The sequence below is a fragment of the Terrimonas sp. genome (assembly GCF_003075435.1).
GTDB lineage: Bacteria > Bacteroidota > Bacteroidia > Chitinophagales > Chitinophagaceae > Agriterribacter.
This window is the reverse complement of record NZ_QCZJ01000024.1, coordinates 12,589-28,430: the sequence shown is the minus strand read 5'-3', so window position 1 is coordinate 28,430 and position 15,842 is coordinate 12,589. Positions and strand designations below refer to the sequence as shown.

The window sequence follows — 15,842 nt, the reverse complement described above, 5'->3', positions numbered from 1 at the left end:
GTAGTATATTGCTATGTCTGTATTCTCTTAATATCAGGCTTGTTCACTTCAACAAAATAATAGCATGATACTCTTTGTCTGGTTAAAAAAAATCGTACTGTCATTATTTGTAGTATGTATTTGTTTATCCTTATGGGCTCAAACGGGTTCTGCCTCAGAGCCTGTTCGCTATGTTGGTGGCGTAACCATTGACCCTTCAGTGCATGAAGGAAGATTGAGGTATGCGATAGGAACAGAACATATACAGGTGATGCGTGCAAACAGGAAATATACAACCATTGCTACAGATTCTGGTTGGACGTACAATCACGCGCCGGATCTTGCCTACCGGGGCGGAAAATTCTATTTCCAGTATCTCAGTAATCCTGTTGACGAACATATAGCCCCCGGGCAAACGCTGCTTACGACCTCTACAGATGGAAGACATTGGGAAACACCACAAATTATATTTCCTCCTTACAAAGCTCCTGAGGGAGTAACCGTACCTAAAGGATACAGCGGCTACATGATGCATCAGCGTATGGGCTTTTATACAGCGCCCAATGGTCGTTTACTCACGCTGGCTTTTTGTGGACATGCTGAAGATCCATTCCAGGAAGGCGGTATCGGGCGGGTAGTAAGAGAAATTTACAAAGACGGAAAATTAAGTGATATTTTCTTTATCAAATATGAAACCCATGCTCAATGGAATGAAACAAATACTTCATATCCATTCTATACAAGTTCCAGCGATACAGGCTTTGTTGCCGCATGTAAAGCTTTATTAAATAACAGGCTGCAAACATTACAGTGGCGGGATGAAGATGATGACAGGGACACATTATATGCAAAGAACAGAACCGGCGATCATCTTTCTGCACTTTCTTATTTTCACCGGAAGGATGGCAGGCTGGTAATGTTATGGAAAAAATCGAAGGCAGCATTGTCAGATGATGAAGGGCAGACTTTTTCTCCGGTAAAAGTGCCTACGCTTATAATGAGCGGCGGTAAAAACTGGGGACAACGCACCGAAGACAACAGGTATGCCATGTGCTATAACCCGATTGACAATTCGGAATACAGGTATCCGCTTATTATTATCACAAGCAATGATGGAATTATTTTTGACGATATGCTACTCGTGCAGGGCGAAGTTCCGCCAAGAAGATTTTATGGAAGATGGAAAGACTTTGGCCCCTGTTATATGCGTGGAATTGCTGAGGGAAACGGGAACCCTCCGGGAAACGATATGTGGCTATCGTATAGTATGAACAAAGAAGACATGTGGATCAGCCGGATACAGGTACCGGTTAAATACAAAATATCTACACCTGTGAATGATAATTTTAATGCACTAACACCAGGAGGCAGGATTCCGGATTGGAATATTTACTCAACACAATGGGCTGCCGTGTCTGTTGCTGATTTTCCCGGCAACGGAAATAAGAGTTTAAAACTGGCTGATGAAGATCCTTATGATTATGCAAGGGCTATAAGGGTATTTAAAGAAACAACCAATGCTGATATCCGGTTTCGGATGTACACAGATCAGAATAACAATAGTGAATTGTCAGTTGATATCACCGATCAGTATGGAAACCGGCCGGTTCGTATCAGCTTCAGCCCCGCTAAAGAAATTACTGTTTCAGATGGCAGTAAAACAAAAACAATTCAACAATACCAGCCTCAAAAATGGTATGATATCCGGCTTGTTATTAATGCATCCCTGAAAGGGCATTATGATATATATGTGGATGGAAAGAAAGCCGCATCAGCTATTAAATTAGCTGAAGCGGTGAAATCTGTGGAGCGTATTTCCTTTCGTACAGGAGCATACAGGAATTTACCAACCCGCACAACACCTAATGAAGAGCCGGAGCCTCCATTACCAGGTGCAGATGAAAAAGTTGAAAAGGCAGTTTTTTATATAGATGATATAAGGCTTAATGGATAAATATACTTCTTATTGTTCCAGCATTTCAACTTCCGGGGGAAGATATATTCCATTTATTATTTGAACTTCAAGCACATTAAGATTTTTCACTCTTGAGCCATACCTCACATTTAATCGTATGATCATATCGTTACATTCCCATCCTCTTGAATATTGTAATCCTAAATCTCTTATAAACAGGGTATCTGATTGTGCCGGGTAACTCATCAATATAGAATTGCCATAAAGCGCGGTTAGCTTATTGTAAATATGCGTGAAATTATCCGGCAGGTTCAGAATTACAGCGTCTTTTCGGTTATCATCAAAAAAGGTATATAAACTTATAGTATTTACATTTCCCTTGTCATCAGTATAAATATTTGCAAAAGAAAAATGTGTATTCATAAAATCAAACAGTCCGGCATTTTTATTTTTACAACCTCTCTCCAGTTTATCATATTCTATTAAATATTGACCGGGCTGCCCGGGTGTATAACCATTAATTCCGGCACATTGTATAAGATCTTTTGGTATCGGGTGACCGTGTTTTATGTTTTTAAAGAAAGATGCACGTTCAAGCTTTTCACAGTCTTGAGAATAAACCGGCACACATATAATGCAAACTATTATGAAGATGATATATCTTATTGGTGAATTCTTAAGTAACATAGGCTAAGCTACTTTGCTTTATGCAAATCCCAAAAGATAATTTAATTGTATAGTTATTACAGAAAGTATTACAATGCAGCTACTTTTAAATACAGGATCAGGAAGTAGAAACTATAAAAACACTGGTTAACCTGACTATCTAATTGGTCACCTTAAAATTGAAGATAATTGTTCCGCGGTCTTCACTTCCTGCAGCAAATTTTAATTGTCTTGCTTTGCGGATAGCAATCTCCTTCATACTGGCATCGGATGTTGTAGAACCACGGGGTTGATATGTAGCTCCGGTTACAGCGCCTGAAGCATCTACAGAAATATCAACAGCAACTTTTGCATTCTCATTAAATTCATCCTGGAAAGAAGGCTGGCGAACAATTTTACGACCGCGCAGGTTACCTTGTATCGTGTAACCACTACCGTTACCACTGCCGCCAAAACCATCATAGTTTTTGGAGTCGGGGTCGCCATTGATTTTACCACGATCACCTGAGCCTGTGGTATTGCCCTCGCTGCGGCTGCCATTCCATGTATCGGCATTATTACCCCCGGGGCCGGTTCCATCACCACCCTTATAAGTGGCTTTAGGTTTTGGAGGTGCAGGCTTGGGATTTTCAACTACCTGTGGTTTGGTAACCGGCGCTTTTGCGGTAGTAGTATTTTCTTTTGTGGGGATATTTGTACTCTTAGGGTTAGATACTTTAGGCTTTGGTACATGCACATCTTCTGCTTCCTCATCGTCATCATTTGTTTCAACCGCTTTCACATCCTGCACAGGCGTATTGGCAGCCTTAGGTGGAGTATTTACTTCCTTTTCGGCTGCGGCAGGCATACCCGGGATTAAAGGCTGTACATCTCCTGAACCATCATCGCTGTTGCCCAGATTCACTTCCATGCCTTCTTCAACAGGCGGCGGTGGTGGAACCGGCACAGACCATGAAACAAGAAAAAAGAATAACAGCAAAAGCCCGGAAATCACTCCCGTAAGGGTTCCTGCTTTTACATTTTTCGCTTTTTCAAATTCTGCAGACGACATCTTTACAAAAATTAGTTAAACAAAAGTAAAGATGATTATGTTATCATCCTGTGAATCTTACTCAAATCTTAATTTTCCCTGGGGATGGGTATAATCAATTGATACCGCAATAAAGCTTAATACCAGTATGATAAGTATACATAAAGAAGCCAATTTAATAACATTAGGTGCATAACGGGGAGATGCTTCATAACCTGTATAAGGATTATCCTTTTCATTTTTATGCAGCATAAAACCAACAATAAGTAAGTTTACCCAATACAAATGCTGTGAACTGAATGTTGGCGTTAACCATACAGCGCTAACAATATTGCTGATAAGTATATACCACAACAAATACAGCAATACAAACCGCTCAGATTTCTTTTGCGTAAGCAGGCCTGCACCGGCTGGTTTAACCAGATAAAATATCACCAGCGCAAATAAACCCGATAATACCCACACCGCTATACGCCACTGCAACGAAAACGCAGCAGGATCGGCTACTGCCAGGCTTTTTCCCTCGTCAAATAATCTTTCCGCACCTACTGCTTCAACAATATTAATAACCGGTAAAAGCACTATTAGAAATATCCAGCTGCTTACATTAGCTGCCTTATCTGCAGCAACTGATCTGGGCCAGTCTTTCCTGCTGAAGACAGCGTACGCTAATCCTAATCCGCTAAAGAACCCAATGGAGTATTCCATTACATTCCACCAGTTGAAATGAATGCCGGAAGCATGGCCCATACGCTGCAGAAAATTACCTAAGCCAAAGCCAAAACCTGCTCCTACAGAACTATACATTGCTACACGCAGCGCATGTGCGTAACCATTACGATACATATGCCAGCCCAATGCAAGTGATGCACCCATACATGCGGCCCACAATTCTGACCGTGGCGGAGTCATGAACCATTCCAGCTGGTAAATAAAAAATCCCCAGAATAAAAAACCGCCAACAAACATTTCTACAAATACGTTTGCCCAGTTCACTTTCTTATCCGGGCGCGATTCCATAGCAAGCCCTGTAATACCTCCGCCCATAAAACCATATAAACCGCCAATTAATGTAAGCGACAACAAACCATAGCTCGTATTAAAAAAGTCAGGCGCATGACCATAGCCTACTACCTGTCCATAGCTGATCATTCCTCCAGATCCCCATGCAATAGCGCCAAGCGTTACTATTACCGGCATGCGGACTATCCAATCCTGTTTGCCGGATAATGCAATTACACAGGCAATACCTATAGCGGCTGCCCATGTAGCGCCATATTCATGCCCTATCTGACCACGCACAGCCCATGCCGTGCCGAATGCCAATGCTACAGGCAACATTCTTTTCAGAAATAATGATGAGAACATTTGGTTTAGGGTTTATGGTTTGTGGTTAGAAGTTTGTGGTTTATAGTTTATGCACAAACCATAAACTACAAACTATAAACTTATTTCCTGTCCTTCGCTGCTTTCAGCAATGCTTCTTTTGTGCCAATCCAATACGCAACATTTTTTCGCTTCCACGTATATGCAACAGCAATTGTATTTCCATAGCTGATAACAGCAGGATATGAAAATTCATCCTTTTTATCGCCGGTGGCAATATCCAGTATCTTCGGCCATGTTTTACCGTTATCAAAAGAAATAATGAGCGAAAGCGGAGAACGGGAACCCCAGTTGGCAGTATCAGGATTGTAGGCCATTACAAGTGTGCCATCAGGCAAACGGGTAAGGTCAATACCACTGTTGGGGTTCGGCAATCCAAATTTATATGCGGCGCTCCATGTTCTAGCACCGTCTTCAGAATCACTGCGATATATCGCGCCATCTGAGCTGCGTAATAACATATGCACTTTTCCCGGAGCAGATTCCCATAGCGTAGGTTGTATTACACCTTTACCTTTCAATGCGGTCCTATCTAATTTTATATAAGAAGAAGCTGTCCATGTTTTGCCGTTATCTGTGCTCAAATCAGCAAATGCATCCCATTGTCCTTCTTCATGCGATGCGCCGGCAACCCATGTTCCATTGGAAAGCATTATTGGCTTGTTCTTTACCGGGCCACGCCCACCTTTATCGCCTGCAACCAGTTCTTTTGGAGCTGTCCATGTTTTACCATCATCATCAGATGTGATAAACCATGTTTCCCATGAAGGGATTTTTTTTCCCACTTTAAAAAATAAAAATATTCTTCCCTGCGGTGATTGAAATAGTACCGGGTTCCAGTGCGCGTCTTCACGGATCTTTGCTACTTTAACAGGAGTTGACCAGTTACCCGGCGTTCCTTTGGTAAGCCAGATTGCAACATCATCTGTTCCTTCCTTAACGCCACCAAACCACGCAGCCATTAACTGCCCGCTTTTTAAATGTACAATTGTTGAAGCATGACATTCTTTAAAGAATTTATCCTGCTCAAAAAAGAAACCTGTTTCAAAAGGAGGTCCGGATGCTTCTGCTGTTATTTTCTTCTCCTGCTGCATCACAAAAAGATAACTAAAGACAGGCAATAATAGCACAGGCAGGTATTTTAATACAGTCATCTTTAATGATTTTGAACAATGAGTATTGTATTGTGTTAATCAGGGTTTATTGGTGAAACGACAGATATTAAACACTTGTGACTATCGGTTCACCGCTTAAATTTACATCACGCTTTCGTAAACTTTTTCTTTAATACCCAACTTATCACACCACATCTTCATTGTTTGTAATAATTTATCCAAACCGGCTCTTTCAGCAGGCGTTGGCTCTAATGCATGTGATCTGCTGATGGCGTGTATAGGCAAGCCTCTCAATTGAAGAAAGAATTTTGCACTCATAGGGTAAGCAGTATGAACAGGTATATCTCCTTTCCTCAATTCTTCCTGCAACCACTTCACCTCTTCCTGTTTTCCCGGATTATCTACATTGTCGCACAACCAGCACATTACTTCAGGATAAAAGTTTCCTGCAATAGCAGACATGCCATCCGCCCCGGCTTTCATTGATGATACGGCATTGGGAGTATGCGCATCAAAAAACTGCATTTTACTTCCTTTAATAGCCTGCAGCTTTTCAGCAACCAGCTTTTCATCGCAACAGGTATCTTTATGATATAACATGCGGCCGGTATCCACTAATGTTTTCAGCATTTCTGCACTGAGCACACGCTTATATGGAACAGGACATTCATATAATCCCAAAGGAATATCTCCTGTTAATGACAGCATTTTTTCAAAATTGTTTAAAAGCACATCATCATCTTCCCCTGTTTTGGCATAATGAGAAGTGATCAGCACTACAGCTTCAATGCCTGTATCGTATATCTTTTTTGTAAACTCCGCTTTATCTTCTATTGTTAATCCAAAAGATCCGGTAGCTACCACAGGTATCCTTCCATCAACATGATCTACCACGGCTTTGGTAAGTTTTATACGTTCTTCTTCATTCAGGCTATACATTTCGCTTGAAAGACAGTTAGCAAATAATCCCTTAACGCCCGATGCAAGGTAAAAATCAATAAGCTTTTCCAGCACATCATAATCAATATCCGCCTGTGGTGTGAAAGGCGTTAACATTACGGGAACAAATTTCTTGGGCATATTATCTGTTGCGTTTTAAAAGTATGATAAGGTATAGTGAATAGAGGATGCAGCAGTCATGTATATACTCACCTCCGTTTTAATTTTGTTAAAAGAAGCCCTGCCAAAAAAATAGTTAATGTGCCAATTACAATAATCATATTCACATGCATCGGGCTTTTTAAATGTGCCAGTTCCGGCGGAAAATATTTTGAAAGAGACATCCACAGAATTACAAGTATGCCAATCATTGTTGCGGTTACAGCCTCAGCATTTTGTGCCTTTTTTACAATAATCCCCAAAAGAAAAAGCCCCAGCATACCACCGGCAAAAATGCCGGCCAACTCCCACCACAGATCAAGTATACTCTTAACTCCAATAATGGCAATACCAAATACAATGGCAATTATGCCTGTAAGCGCTGTTACGGTATACAGGATGGTCATTTCTTTTTTGGGACCCGGATTCGGATTAATATACCGTTGATAAATATCTTTCAGAAACACAGTTGCGCAACTGTTCATACCGCTGCTGATGGAACTCATTGCGGCTGATAAAATGGCTGCTATAATTAAGCCGAGCAGCCCTTTGGGTACTTTCAATACCATAAAATATGGCAATACCTTGTCTCCATAATCTGCAGGCGTTAAACTATTGATATCAACATTTTTTTCCGCTGCCACCTGCTGCTTTATCGTTAATAACAATTCGGGGTGCTGGTTGAAATATGCATACAGCGCGGTACCTATTATGAAGAAAAGCAGCGATACAGGTACATACCAGTATACGCACAGCCATATACTTCTTGCAGCTTCTTTTTCGGTACGTGCAGTATGATAGCGCTGCACGTAATTTTGATCCATTCCGAAATTATTGAGATTGATAAAAAAGCCATATAAAAAGATAACCCAGAAAGTAGCAGTACTGAAATCAGTAAGACTATAGCTCCCGAGACTGAATTTATTGTCTGCCATTCCTATACGGTAAACATCAGTTATACCGCCTTTCATTTCGCTGAAAACAATATATAACACTGCAAAAGCGCCGACAGTTTTTATGATTGCCTGCACCACTTCCGTCCATATCACAGCTTCCATGCCTCCCATAACGGTATATATTATTATGCAGATACCGGTAACGATCATAATGGTTTTCATATCAATTCCGGTAAGCGCCTGTAAGGTTAGCGCAATACCAAAAAATATAGAACCCATTCTTGTTAACTGGGTAAGCATAAAACACACCATAGCATAAGTTCTTGCCCATGCACCAAAGCGATGTTCAAGATGTGTATAAGCACTTACTTCACCACTCTTCCTGTAAAATGGCACAAAATACTTTGCTGAAAAGTATGCAGCCACAGGCATTGATAAACTAAATATAAAGGAATTCCAGTTACCGCCATATGCCTTACCCGGAACGCCCAAAAAAGTATTACTGCTTAAAAAAGTGGCATAGAAAGAAAGCCCTAAAGCCCATCCCGGAATATTCCCCGAAGCGGTTGTAAACTGGTTCGCATTCTTATTTTTCCTGGAAAAATACACACCCACAAGTATCATGCTCAGCAAATAAACTCCAATTACAAGCAAATCAATCAAGGGCAAATGTTGCATCAGTTATGTTTCAGTATTTTAAATCGTAGTCGTTCAAAGGTTATTCAAATTTAAAATGAAAGCAATGTTAATTGTTATAAAAAGAATAGCATAAATTATTATTGAAGTTTACAATTAATGTTATTTTTGATTGTAATATACCTGGAAATAGTAAACGTACCATGCAGCAAAAGCCACTGTTAGAGCCTATTACAGCCCACCAACCCTGGGTACTACCCGCAAGAATGCGTAGTAAGCTCGACAATCACCTTATTGGTAAAAATTTATACATCACTGAAATAGGTTTTTATGATGAACAAAACTATTTTGGAAGAGATGTACTGAAAAGCAATATTGATTATGTGTTGGTATATTGTGTTGGCGGCAAGGGTTGGTACAAAATAGCTAATAAAAAGTATACGCTTAAAGCGAATCACTTTATTGTTTTACCCAAGAAAACAGATTTTCAACTCGGTACAGATAATACGCAACCCTGGAGTTTATATTTTGTAAAATTCAACGGAGCCATTGGTGAAGCCATGTATAATTATTTGCTTCGCGATAAAAAAATAGAGCAAACTACCCCTCCGCTGGTAGGCCGCATGGCTCAGTTCAGAGATATTATGCATCATCTTGAATTGATGGATAATCTTGAGAATTTACTATACGCTAATTTTCGCTTTTATAGTTTTTTGGGAACGTTTACACTTACTGTTTTCAATTATATGAAAAAGGGAGTGGATAATATTATTGAACGCTGCATAATTATAATGAAAGAACACCTGCATGAAAATCTTACATTGGATGAATTAGCAAAAAAGGCCTGTGTATCCGCTTCATATTTATCTGCATTGTTCAAACAAAAAACACATTATTCCCCAATCCATTTGTATACTTCATTAAAAATCCAGAAGGCAAGCCAGTTATTAAAAGTATCTAAAATGCCCATCAAGCAAATTGCAGAGGAGATGGGATATACAGATCAGTATAGTTTTTCAAGATCATTCAAACAGATCATGGGAACATCGCCTAAGAAATTCAGAGAGAGTAAGTAGGGGCTGGGGAATTAGCTATCAGGTATCAGCTTTCAGCCGATAGCGATTGCTGTCAGCATTCAAAAACCTGTAACCTTGCAACCACTGCTGATAGCGAAAGCTGATACCTAGTAGCTAACGGCTGAAAGCTCATTGCCCATTGCCCTTTCACCATTACCTTTGTCGCATGGAACAATTTTTAAAAAACCTGTTTAAGGGTCAGACTTATAATGACAAAAGTTTTTTTCTTATTGCAGGGCCGTGTGTTGTGGAAAGTGAAGCATTGATTAACGAAGTAGCTGAACGCGTTTCAGGCATCTGCAAAAACCTCGGTATACCGTATATATTTAAAGCCTCTTACAGAAAAGCAAACCGCACCAGCGCAACTTCGTTTACTGGTATAGGTGATGAAAACGCATTGGAACTTGTAAAAAAAACAGGAGAGAAATTTTCATTACCTACAACCTCAGATATTCACGCACATGATGAAGCGGCGCCTGCAGCAAAATATATTGACATCTTACAAATACCTGCCTTTTTATGCAGGCAAACTGATTTACTTATTGCAGCAGCAGAAACCGGTAAAATTGTAAATGTAAAGAAAGGGCAGTTCCTGAGCGGGCCGGCAATGAAATTCGCAGTTGAAAAAATCAGGAAAGCCGGTAATGATAAAATTATTCTTACCGAAAGAGGCACTACTTTCGGTTACCAGGACCTGGTAGTTGATTACCGTAACATACCCTGGATGAAGGAACATGGCGTTCCTGTGGTAATGGATTGCACGCATTCGTTGCAGCAACCTAATCAAACTTCAGGCGTTACAGGCGGCAACCCTCAATTAATTGAAACAATAGCCAAAGCTGCTATTGCCACGGGTGCAGACGGGTTGTTTATTGAAACACATCCCAATCCTGCAGTTGCCAAAAGTGATGGAGCTAATATGCTCAGGCTAGACTTGCTGGAAGATCTGCTGAAGAAATTATTAAAGTTAAGAGCGTCCGTAATTTAAGCATGCATTTTAAATTTTCACGGATGTTAACTTTCTTGTAGATGGTACACCGGCTGGTAGCGAAAATTTGGGATGCACCCTAAATTAAACTACCATAGCCTGTAGGGCGAAGGATTTGTAAATTCGGTAAACCCTGCCAAAGAAATGACCAACTTCAGATAGCATCAGCACTGCGTGCTCTTTGTGAAATCTTCGTGGAGCTTTGTGATCAGTTTTCCCCACAAAGAACGCTTAAGGCAAGGGATTTCCCAGGGAAACTGACATTAAAAAAGAGGATGCCCTTTATAAGGCAACCTCTCTTAAGGAGTATTCTGCAAATACTATTTCTTTTTACCCAGGTCTTTTATCCTGATATTCCTGAAATACAAAATATCCCCATGCCCAAGGAACCCAATATGCCCTGTTTTATTAAATAAACCAGGATGCTCCCTGTGATCCGGTGTTCCGTTTTTAGTTGCTTCAGCAATATCACCATCTACAATAACAGTTCCGTTAAGGGTTACTTTTATGCTGTTACCTATTGCCTGTATCTCTTCTACATTCCACTCTCCTACCGGTTTAAGAAAGCCACGCTTTGCAGGGATAATACCATATACTGAACCGTGGTATTGGTAAGGCTGCAGGTTCTTATAAATATCTGCTTCATTATCCAACACCTGTATTTCCATACCTTCGTAAGCGGCATCGCCTTTTAATGGTGCACGTATACCTACGCCATTATTAGCGCCTGGTGTAAGTTTAAATTCAAACCTGTAAATAAAATCACCGTACTCATTATTCGTGTACAGGTTGCCGTTACCTCCTCTTTTTGGATAAACCGCTATAGCGCCATCTTCAATGGTATAAGCGGTTTTATTACCGGTCCACTCGTGCAGGTTGGTTCCATCAAATAATATTTTATATCCTTCTTTCTTTTCTTCTTCAGTAAGCGTATAAGGTTGGGGTCTTGGTATTTCTCTTACATAAATATCACGGTAAGCAACATATGTACCATGTGCCTGCAATTCCAGTTGCTCTTCAGGGAAAATCGGAATATTACGATCCCAATAGTTTTCAAGCGGCACTCCATTTACTACCAGCTTTCCATTTAAATAAACAGTTACCAGGTCGCCAACCATTTTAATATAAAAGGTATTCCAGTCGCCTATGGCATTATCAGCTAAAACAAGCGGTTTGCTTTCGTTTTTCTGGTTATTATACAATCCGCCGGATCCTACCTGTGCACCTACATCCACACGTGATGTATCCCATATCTGCACCTGTGGTGTACCTCTTAAATATATACCGGCATCACCATCTTTGGTTATCTTCCAGTCAACATACATTTCAAAATCTCCATACTTCTTCTCTGTGCAAAGATTATTTCCATGCCCGTTAAATACCAGCAAACCATCTTTCACGCTCCATCCTTCACGCATTATTGCATCTGCTTTCACCTGTTCTTTCGCGAATGTTTTAGCGTCCATTTTGGCACGCTTAACAGGGTCAGCAACCAAGCCCTTCCAGCCTGTTAAATCTTTACCGTTAAATAATGGAATAAAGCCAATACCCTGTGGCATTGCCGCAATATGTTTGCGTATGGCTTCTTTCTGATATTCGCTTTCCGAGCCTTTTAAAACAGCAATTGTTTTTTCAAGTAACGCCTTTACATTATCGCCGTATATTGACTTATCGCCCAATGCAATATTCATTACCGCAGACGCTGCCTTCTGCTGCAGGGCAGGATCGTCTAAAAATTTGCCGGCGTATAATAGAGCAGGAAAAGTTTTGCATTTTTCCACCTCGCTTAATATCCTGTTTTTCTGATCTGCATTCTGCGCATACTCCATTGCATTACGCAACATGATCAGCTTATTATCACCTGTATTATCTGATGCTCTGATCTGTTTTATAAATGCATCAACCGCATCTTTTGTAAAATCACCTTGTGCCGACTGCTGCAGTACCTGGTAGATTTGGGTAGTAGCTTCGCCTTCTTTCCATTCAGCAAGAGCATCGATCACCGCTTTTTTTGTTGCATTATTACCAGGAACAAAAGCACCAGCTACAGTTGACAGGGCTTCATTACCCCCAACGCCAGACAATATCCGATAGTACAAGTACTTCTTATCTTCCGGTGCCCTTTTCATATGCTCCAATACCAACCTTGTACGCTGTTCTTCTTTGGAAAATGAAGAAACGCCTGCGATCATTCCATCCTGGATATCGGTAACATCCTGCGCATTGGATGCAGCTAATAACAATGGATTTAATTGGGAAACCTGCCTGGGCGACTTTATTTGCTTCACAGCATTTCTTGCTGATGTGCTTATTAAAGGATCCCCGCTGTTTATCAAACCTATTATATCCTTCAGCTTTTTATCATCCCGCCTTGCACCTAAAACATCAATTATAGCTGCTTTTCCTGCAGGAGAAGCATCAGCAAGTGCCGCGCCTGCACTCTCCGTAACGTTTTCACCCTTCAGCGACAATAAAGCTGTTTTAACTGCGGCTGCATCTGTAACATCAGCCGTCTTCAACAGTGCCAGCAGTGCAGGCAATGCCTCCTGTTGACCTATTTTACCAGCCGCCGCTATAGCAGCAAGCTTTACAGATGCATCATTGTTTTGCAAAGATTGCAGCACAACAGGTAAAGCGGCAGTAACATTATTATTACCAAACATTTTTATGATCTCCGATTTAACCGGAGCACCTGATTTATTAAATGTTTTTATCCACTCTCCTGTACTGCCGGTATTAAGATTAGATTGGGCGAATGATAAGGCCGCCTCACGATACTGTGCATTTTTATCTTTCATAGCATCGGTAAGCAGCTTCGTGTTATTGTCTCCCTGTATGCCCGACAATAATTTCAATGCGGCTATACGTGTTTGAACCTGGTTATCTGCCACAGCTTTTTTGAGCAGTTGCTTTGCAGCTTTTTCCGCAATAGCGGTTTTGCCATTTGCTGATAACTGATTAAGAAAAAAAAGATAAGAAAATGTTGCATTGGTAACATCATACCCGTAATTGCTTTTAGCCGCTGCATCTGCAAGTATTTTAGCAGAAGATGGATCTCCTATTTCAGCTATTGCATATAATGCTACTTTAGTTAACTTCTGATCGCCAGATGCCACAAAGCCTGAAAGCGCTGGCAAAGCGCCTGTATTTTTGGTATAGCCCAGGGCCTGCACTATTGACAACTGTGCATTGCCGTTAGCTCCATTAAGTGCCTGGAGTAAGGTCTTACCTGACGCTTCAGTGTTAATAGTAGCTAAAGCTCTTGCGGAAGCGTCTGATAAACGTTCGTCTTTTAAAAATGGCTCCAGGTAAGCAATGGCGTCATCTTTACCAACATGCTCCAACTGTGTAATGATAAACAACTGTGCTTCTTTATTGGTAAGTTTTGAAAGTGCCTGTCCGTATGCTTTTACAGCAAGGGCACGCCAGTTTTCTTTTCCGGTTTGGATAGCATAATATGAAAATCCGTTTATGGCATAATGGAGCCTGGTATCATCACCTCCATTGTTTAAACCAGCCACCAACTCAGCAATACCCGATTCTCCAAGATTGGCAACAGCTTCTGCATTTGTTAATAATTGCTTAGCTTCTTCTGCAGGCGTTTTTGCAAGCAGGTCTGCTATTTTGGTAGTAACGGTTCTGTTATCGTCAGTTTGAGCATACAGCGAAACACAGAGCGAACAGCTTATAAAAAAGAATAAAAATTTACGTAGCATGAAAGATGTTATTATTATCGTTCGGTTACAAAATGTATTTTATATCAATTGCACACAGTTAAATAAACCAGGGCGCACGCAATGGCGGGTTTAACAAACGGTTTGCGCCTTCATCATCAATAAACTCCTGCTTAACAGGATCGAATTTGAGACTGCGTCCCAATTGCAAAGCGATTTTCCCCATATTTACAATCGTGCATGAGCGATGCCCGTTTGCTTCATTCAATGCAAATTTTTTCCTGTTCTTAACTGCATCAATAAAATCAGTAACCTGTGGTTCAGGATCAGGAAATGCGGCAAGCTTTCTTTCAAAATCAGGAATATCACATTTAAACCCTTTATATACTTTTCCTTTCGGACCTTCTATATATGCCGCTTTTTCTTCAGTGCCGGCGCCATCAAGTATGATCTGGCAACCATCTGCATAAGTATAGGTGATCTTACGCCATGTTCCCACTGCATCGTCGTGTTGCTGCGGTGCATCTATTTCAACCGATACCGGACTGGTATCATCTTTACCTAAAAAATATTGAACAGGATCAATATAATGTTGACCCATATCACCCAAACCTCCACCATCATAATCCCAGTAACCACGGAAAGTAGTATGTACGCGATGTGCGTTGTATGGCTTATATGGCGCTGGTCCTAACCACATTTCATAATCCAGCTCTGCAGGAATGGCTTCCGGTTCAAGATGTGTTTTACCCACCCAGTAAAATTTCCAGTCGAACCCGGTATGTTTACTCACGGTAACTTTCAAAGGCCAACCCAACATACCGCTTTCCACCAGTTTTTTAATAGGCTTAACGGTAGTATTCATGCCGTAAAAATTATCTTCAAACCTAAACCATGTATTCAGCCTGAATATTCTTCCATATTGTTGCACTGCTTCCACAAGGCGCTTGCCTTCACCAATGGTTCTTGTCATTGGCTTTTCGCACCATATATCTTTGCCCGCTCTTGCGGCATCGGAAGCTATAATACCATGCCAGTGTGGCGGAGTAGCCACATGCACTATATCAACTTCCGGAAGTGTGATCAGTTCCCGGTAATCCCTAAACGTTTTTACGCCTTTTCCTCCACCCATTGCGTCTAGCGCCAGTTGAATATGTCTTGTATCAACATCGCAGACGGCTACCACTTTGGTGCCTGCATAAGGTATGTGGCCACGCCCCATACCGCCTACGCCAACAATAGCTTTTGTAAGCGTATCGCTGGGTGCAAGATATCCCTGACCGCCTAATACATGCCGCGGTACAATAGTAAATGCCGCCAGTGCGCCCATTGTATTTTTTAAAAAAAAGCGCCGGGAGTTTTTTTGTTTTGATTTCATGTTTG

Annotated in this window: 11 protein-coding genes; 3 read left to right on the top strand and 8 right to left on the bottom strand. The window is 41.0% G+C overall.

The annotated features are described in order from the left end of the window. Positions 1-64 precede the first annotated feature (64 nt). On the top strand, positions 65-1,933 hold the full coding sequence (locus DC498_RS20370; protein WP_206197711.1) for a six-hairpin glycosidase: 1,869 nt from the start codon (positions 65-67) through the stop codon (positions 1,931-1,933). A gap of 9 nt (positions 1,934-1,942) precedes the next feature. Here DC498_RS20370 and DC498_RS20365 read toward each other — a convergent pair whose 3' ends face one another. The 6 genes from DC498_RS20365 to DC498_RS20340 form a co-directional block, all read right to left on the bottom strand. Next, positions 1,943-2,581, bottom strand: coding sequence for a hypothetical protein (locus DC498_RS20365; protein ID WP_165813912.1), 639 nt, complete (start codon positions 2,579-2,581; stop codon positions 1,943-1,945). A 139-nt stretch (positions 2,582-2,720) separates the two neighbouring features. Beyond that, positions 2,721-3,611, bottom strand: coding sequence for a hypothetical protein (locus tag DC498_RS20360; RefSeq protein ID WP_116876008.1), 891 nt, complete (start codon positions 3,609-3,611; stop codon positions 2,721-2,723). 57 nt (positions 3,612-3,668) lie between these two features. Then, positions 3,669-4,958, bottom strand: coding sequence for a hypothetical protein (locus DC498_RS20355; protein WP_133176920.1), 1,290 nt, complete (start codon positions 4,956-4,958; stop codon positions 3,669-3,671). An 80-nt stretch (positions 4,959-5,038) separates the two neighbouring features. After that, on the bottom strand, positions 5,039-6,130 hold the full coding sequence (locus DC498_RS20350; protein WP_206197710.1) for a sialidase family protein: 1,092 nt from the start codon (positions 6,128-6,130) through the stop codon (positions 5,039-5,041). Between the two features lie 102 nt (positions 6,131-6,232). Next, entirely contained in the window at positions 6,233-7,171 is a 939-nt protein-coding gene (locus DC498_RS20345) for a dihydrodipicolinate synthase family protein (RefSeq protein ID WP_116876006.1), read from the bottom strand. 68 nt (positions 7,172-7,239) lie between these two features. After that, positions 7,240-8,763, bottom strand: a complete 1,524-nt coding sequence (locus DC498_RS20340; RefSeq protein ID WP_116876005.1) for a sodium:solute symporter — start codon at positions 8,761-8,763, stop codon at positions 7,240-7,242. Positions 8,764-8,864: 101 nt separating this feature from the next. Between DC498_RS20340 and DC498_RS20335 the strand changes: the two genes are divergently transcribed. Both DC498_RS20335 and kdsA read left to right on the top strand, forming a co-directional pair. Continuing rightward, entirely contained in the window at positions 8,865-9,797 is a 933-nt protein-coding gene (locus tag DC498_RS20335) for an AraC family transcriptional regulator (protein ID WP_133176919.1), read from the top strand. Positions 9,798-9,963: 166 nt separating this feature from the next. Beyond that, positions 9,964-10,785 carry a 3-deoxy-8-phosphooctulonate synthase gene (kdsA, locus tag DC498_RS20330; RefSeq protein ID WP_116876003.1) on the top strand — a complete coding sequence of 274 codons (822 nt, stop codon included), beginning with the start codon at positions 9,964-9,966 and terminating at the stop codon, positions 10,783-10,785. A 320-nt stretch (positions 10,786-11,105) separates the two neighbouring features. Here the strand turns inward: kdsA and DC498_RS20325 are convergent, their stop codons facing one another. Further along, positions 11,106-14,501 (bottom strand): DUF1080 domain-containing protein, encoded by a 3,396-nt coding sequence (locus tag DC498_RS20325; RefSeq protein WP_116876002.1) that lies wholly within the window; start codon positions 14,499-14,501, stop codon positions 11,106-11,108. A 58-nt stretch (positions 14,502-14,559) separates the two neighbouring features. Further along, a complete protein-coding gene (locus DC498_RS20320; protein ID WP_116876001.1) occupies positions 14,560-15,837 on the bottom strand; it encodes a Gfo/Idh/MocA family oxidoreductase in 1,278 nt (425 codons plus the stop codon). Positions 15,838-15,842: the final 5 nt, after the last annotated feature.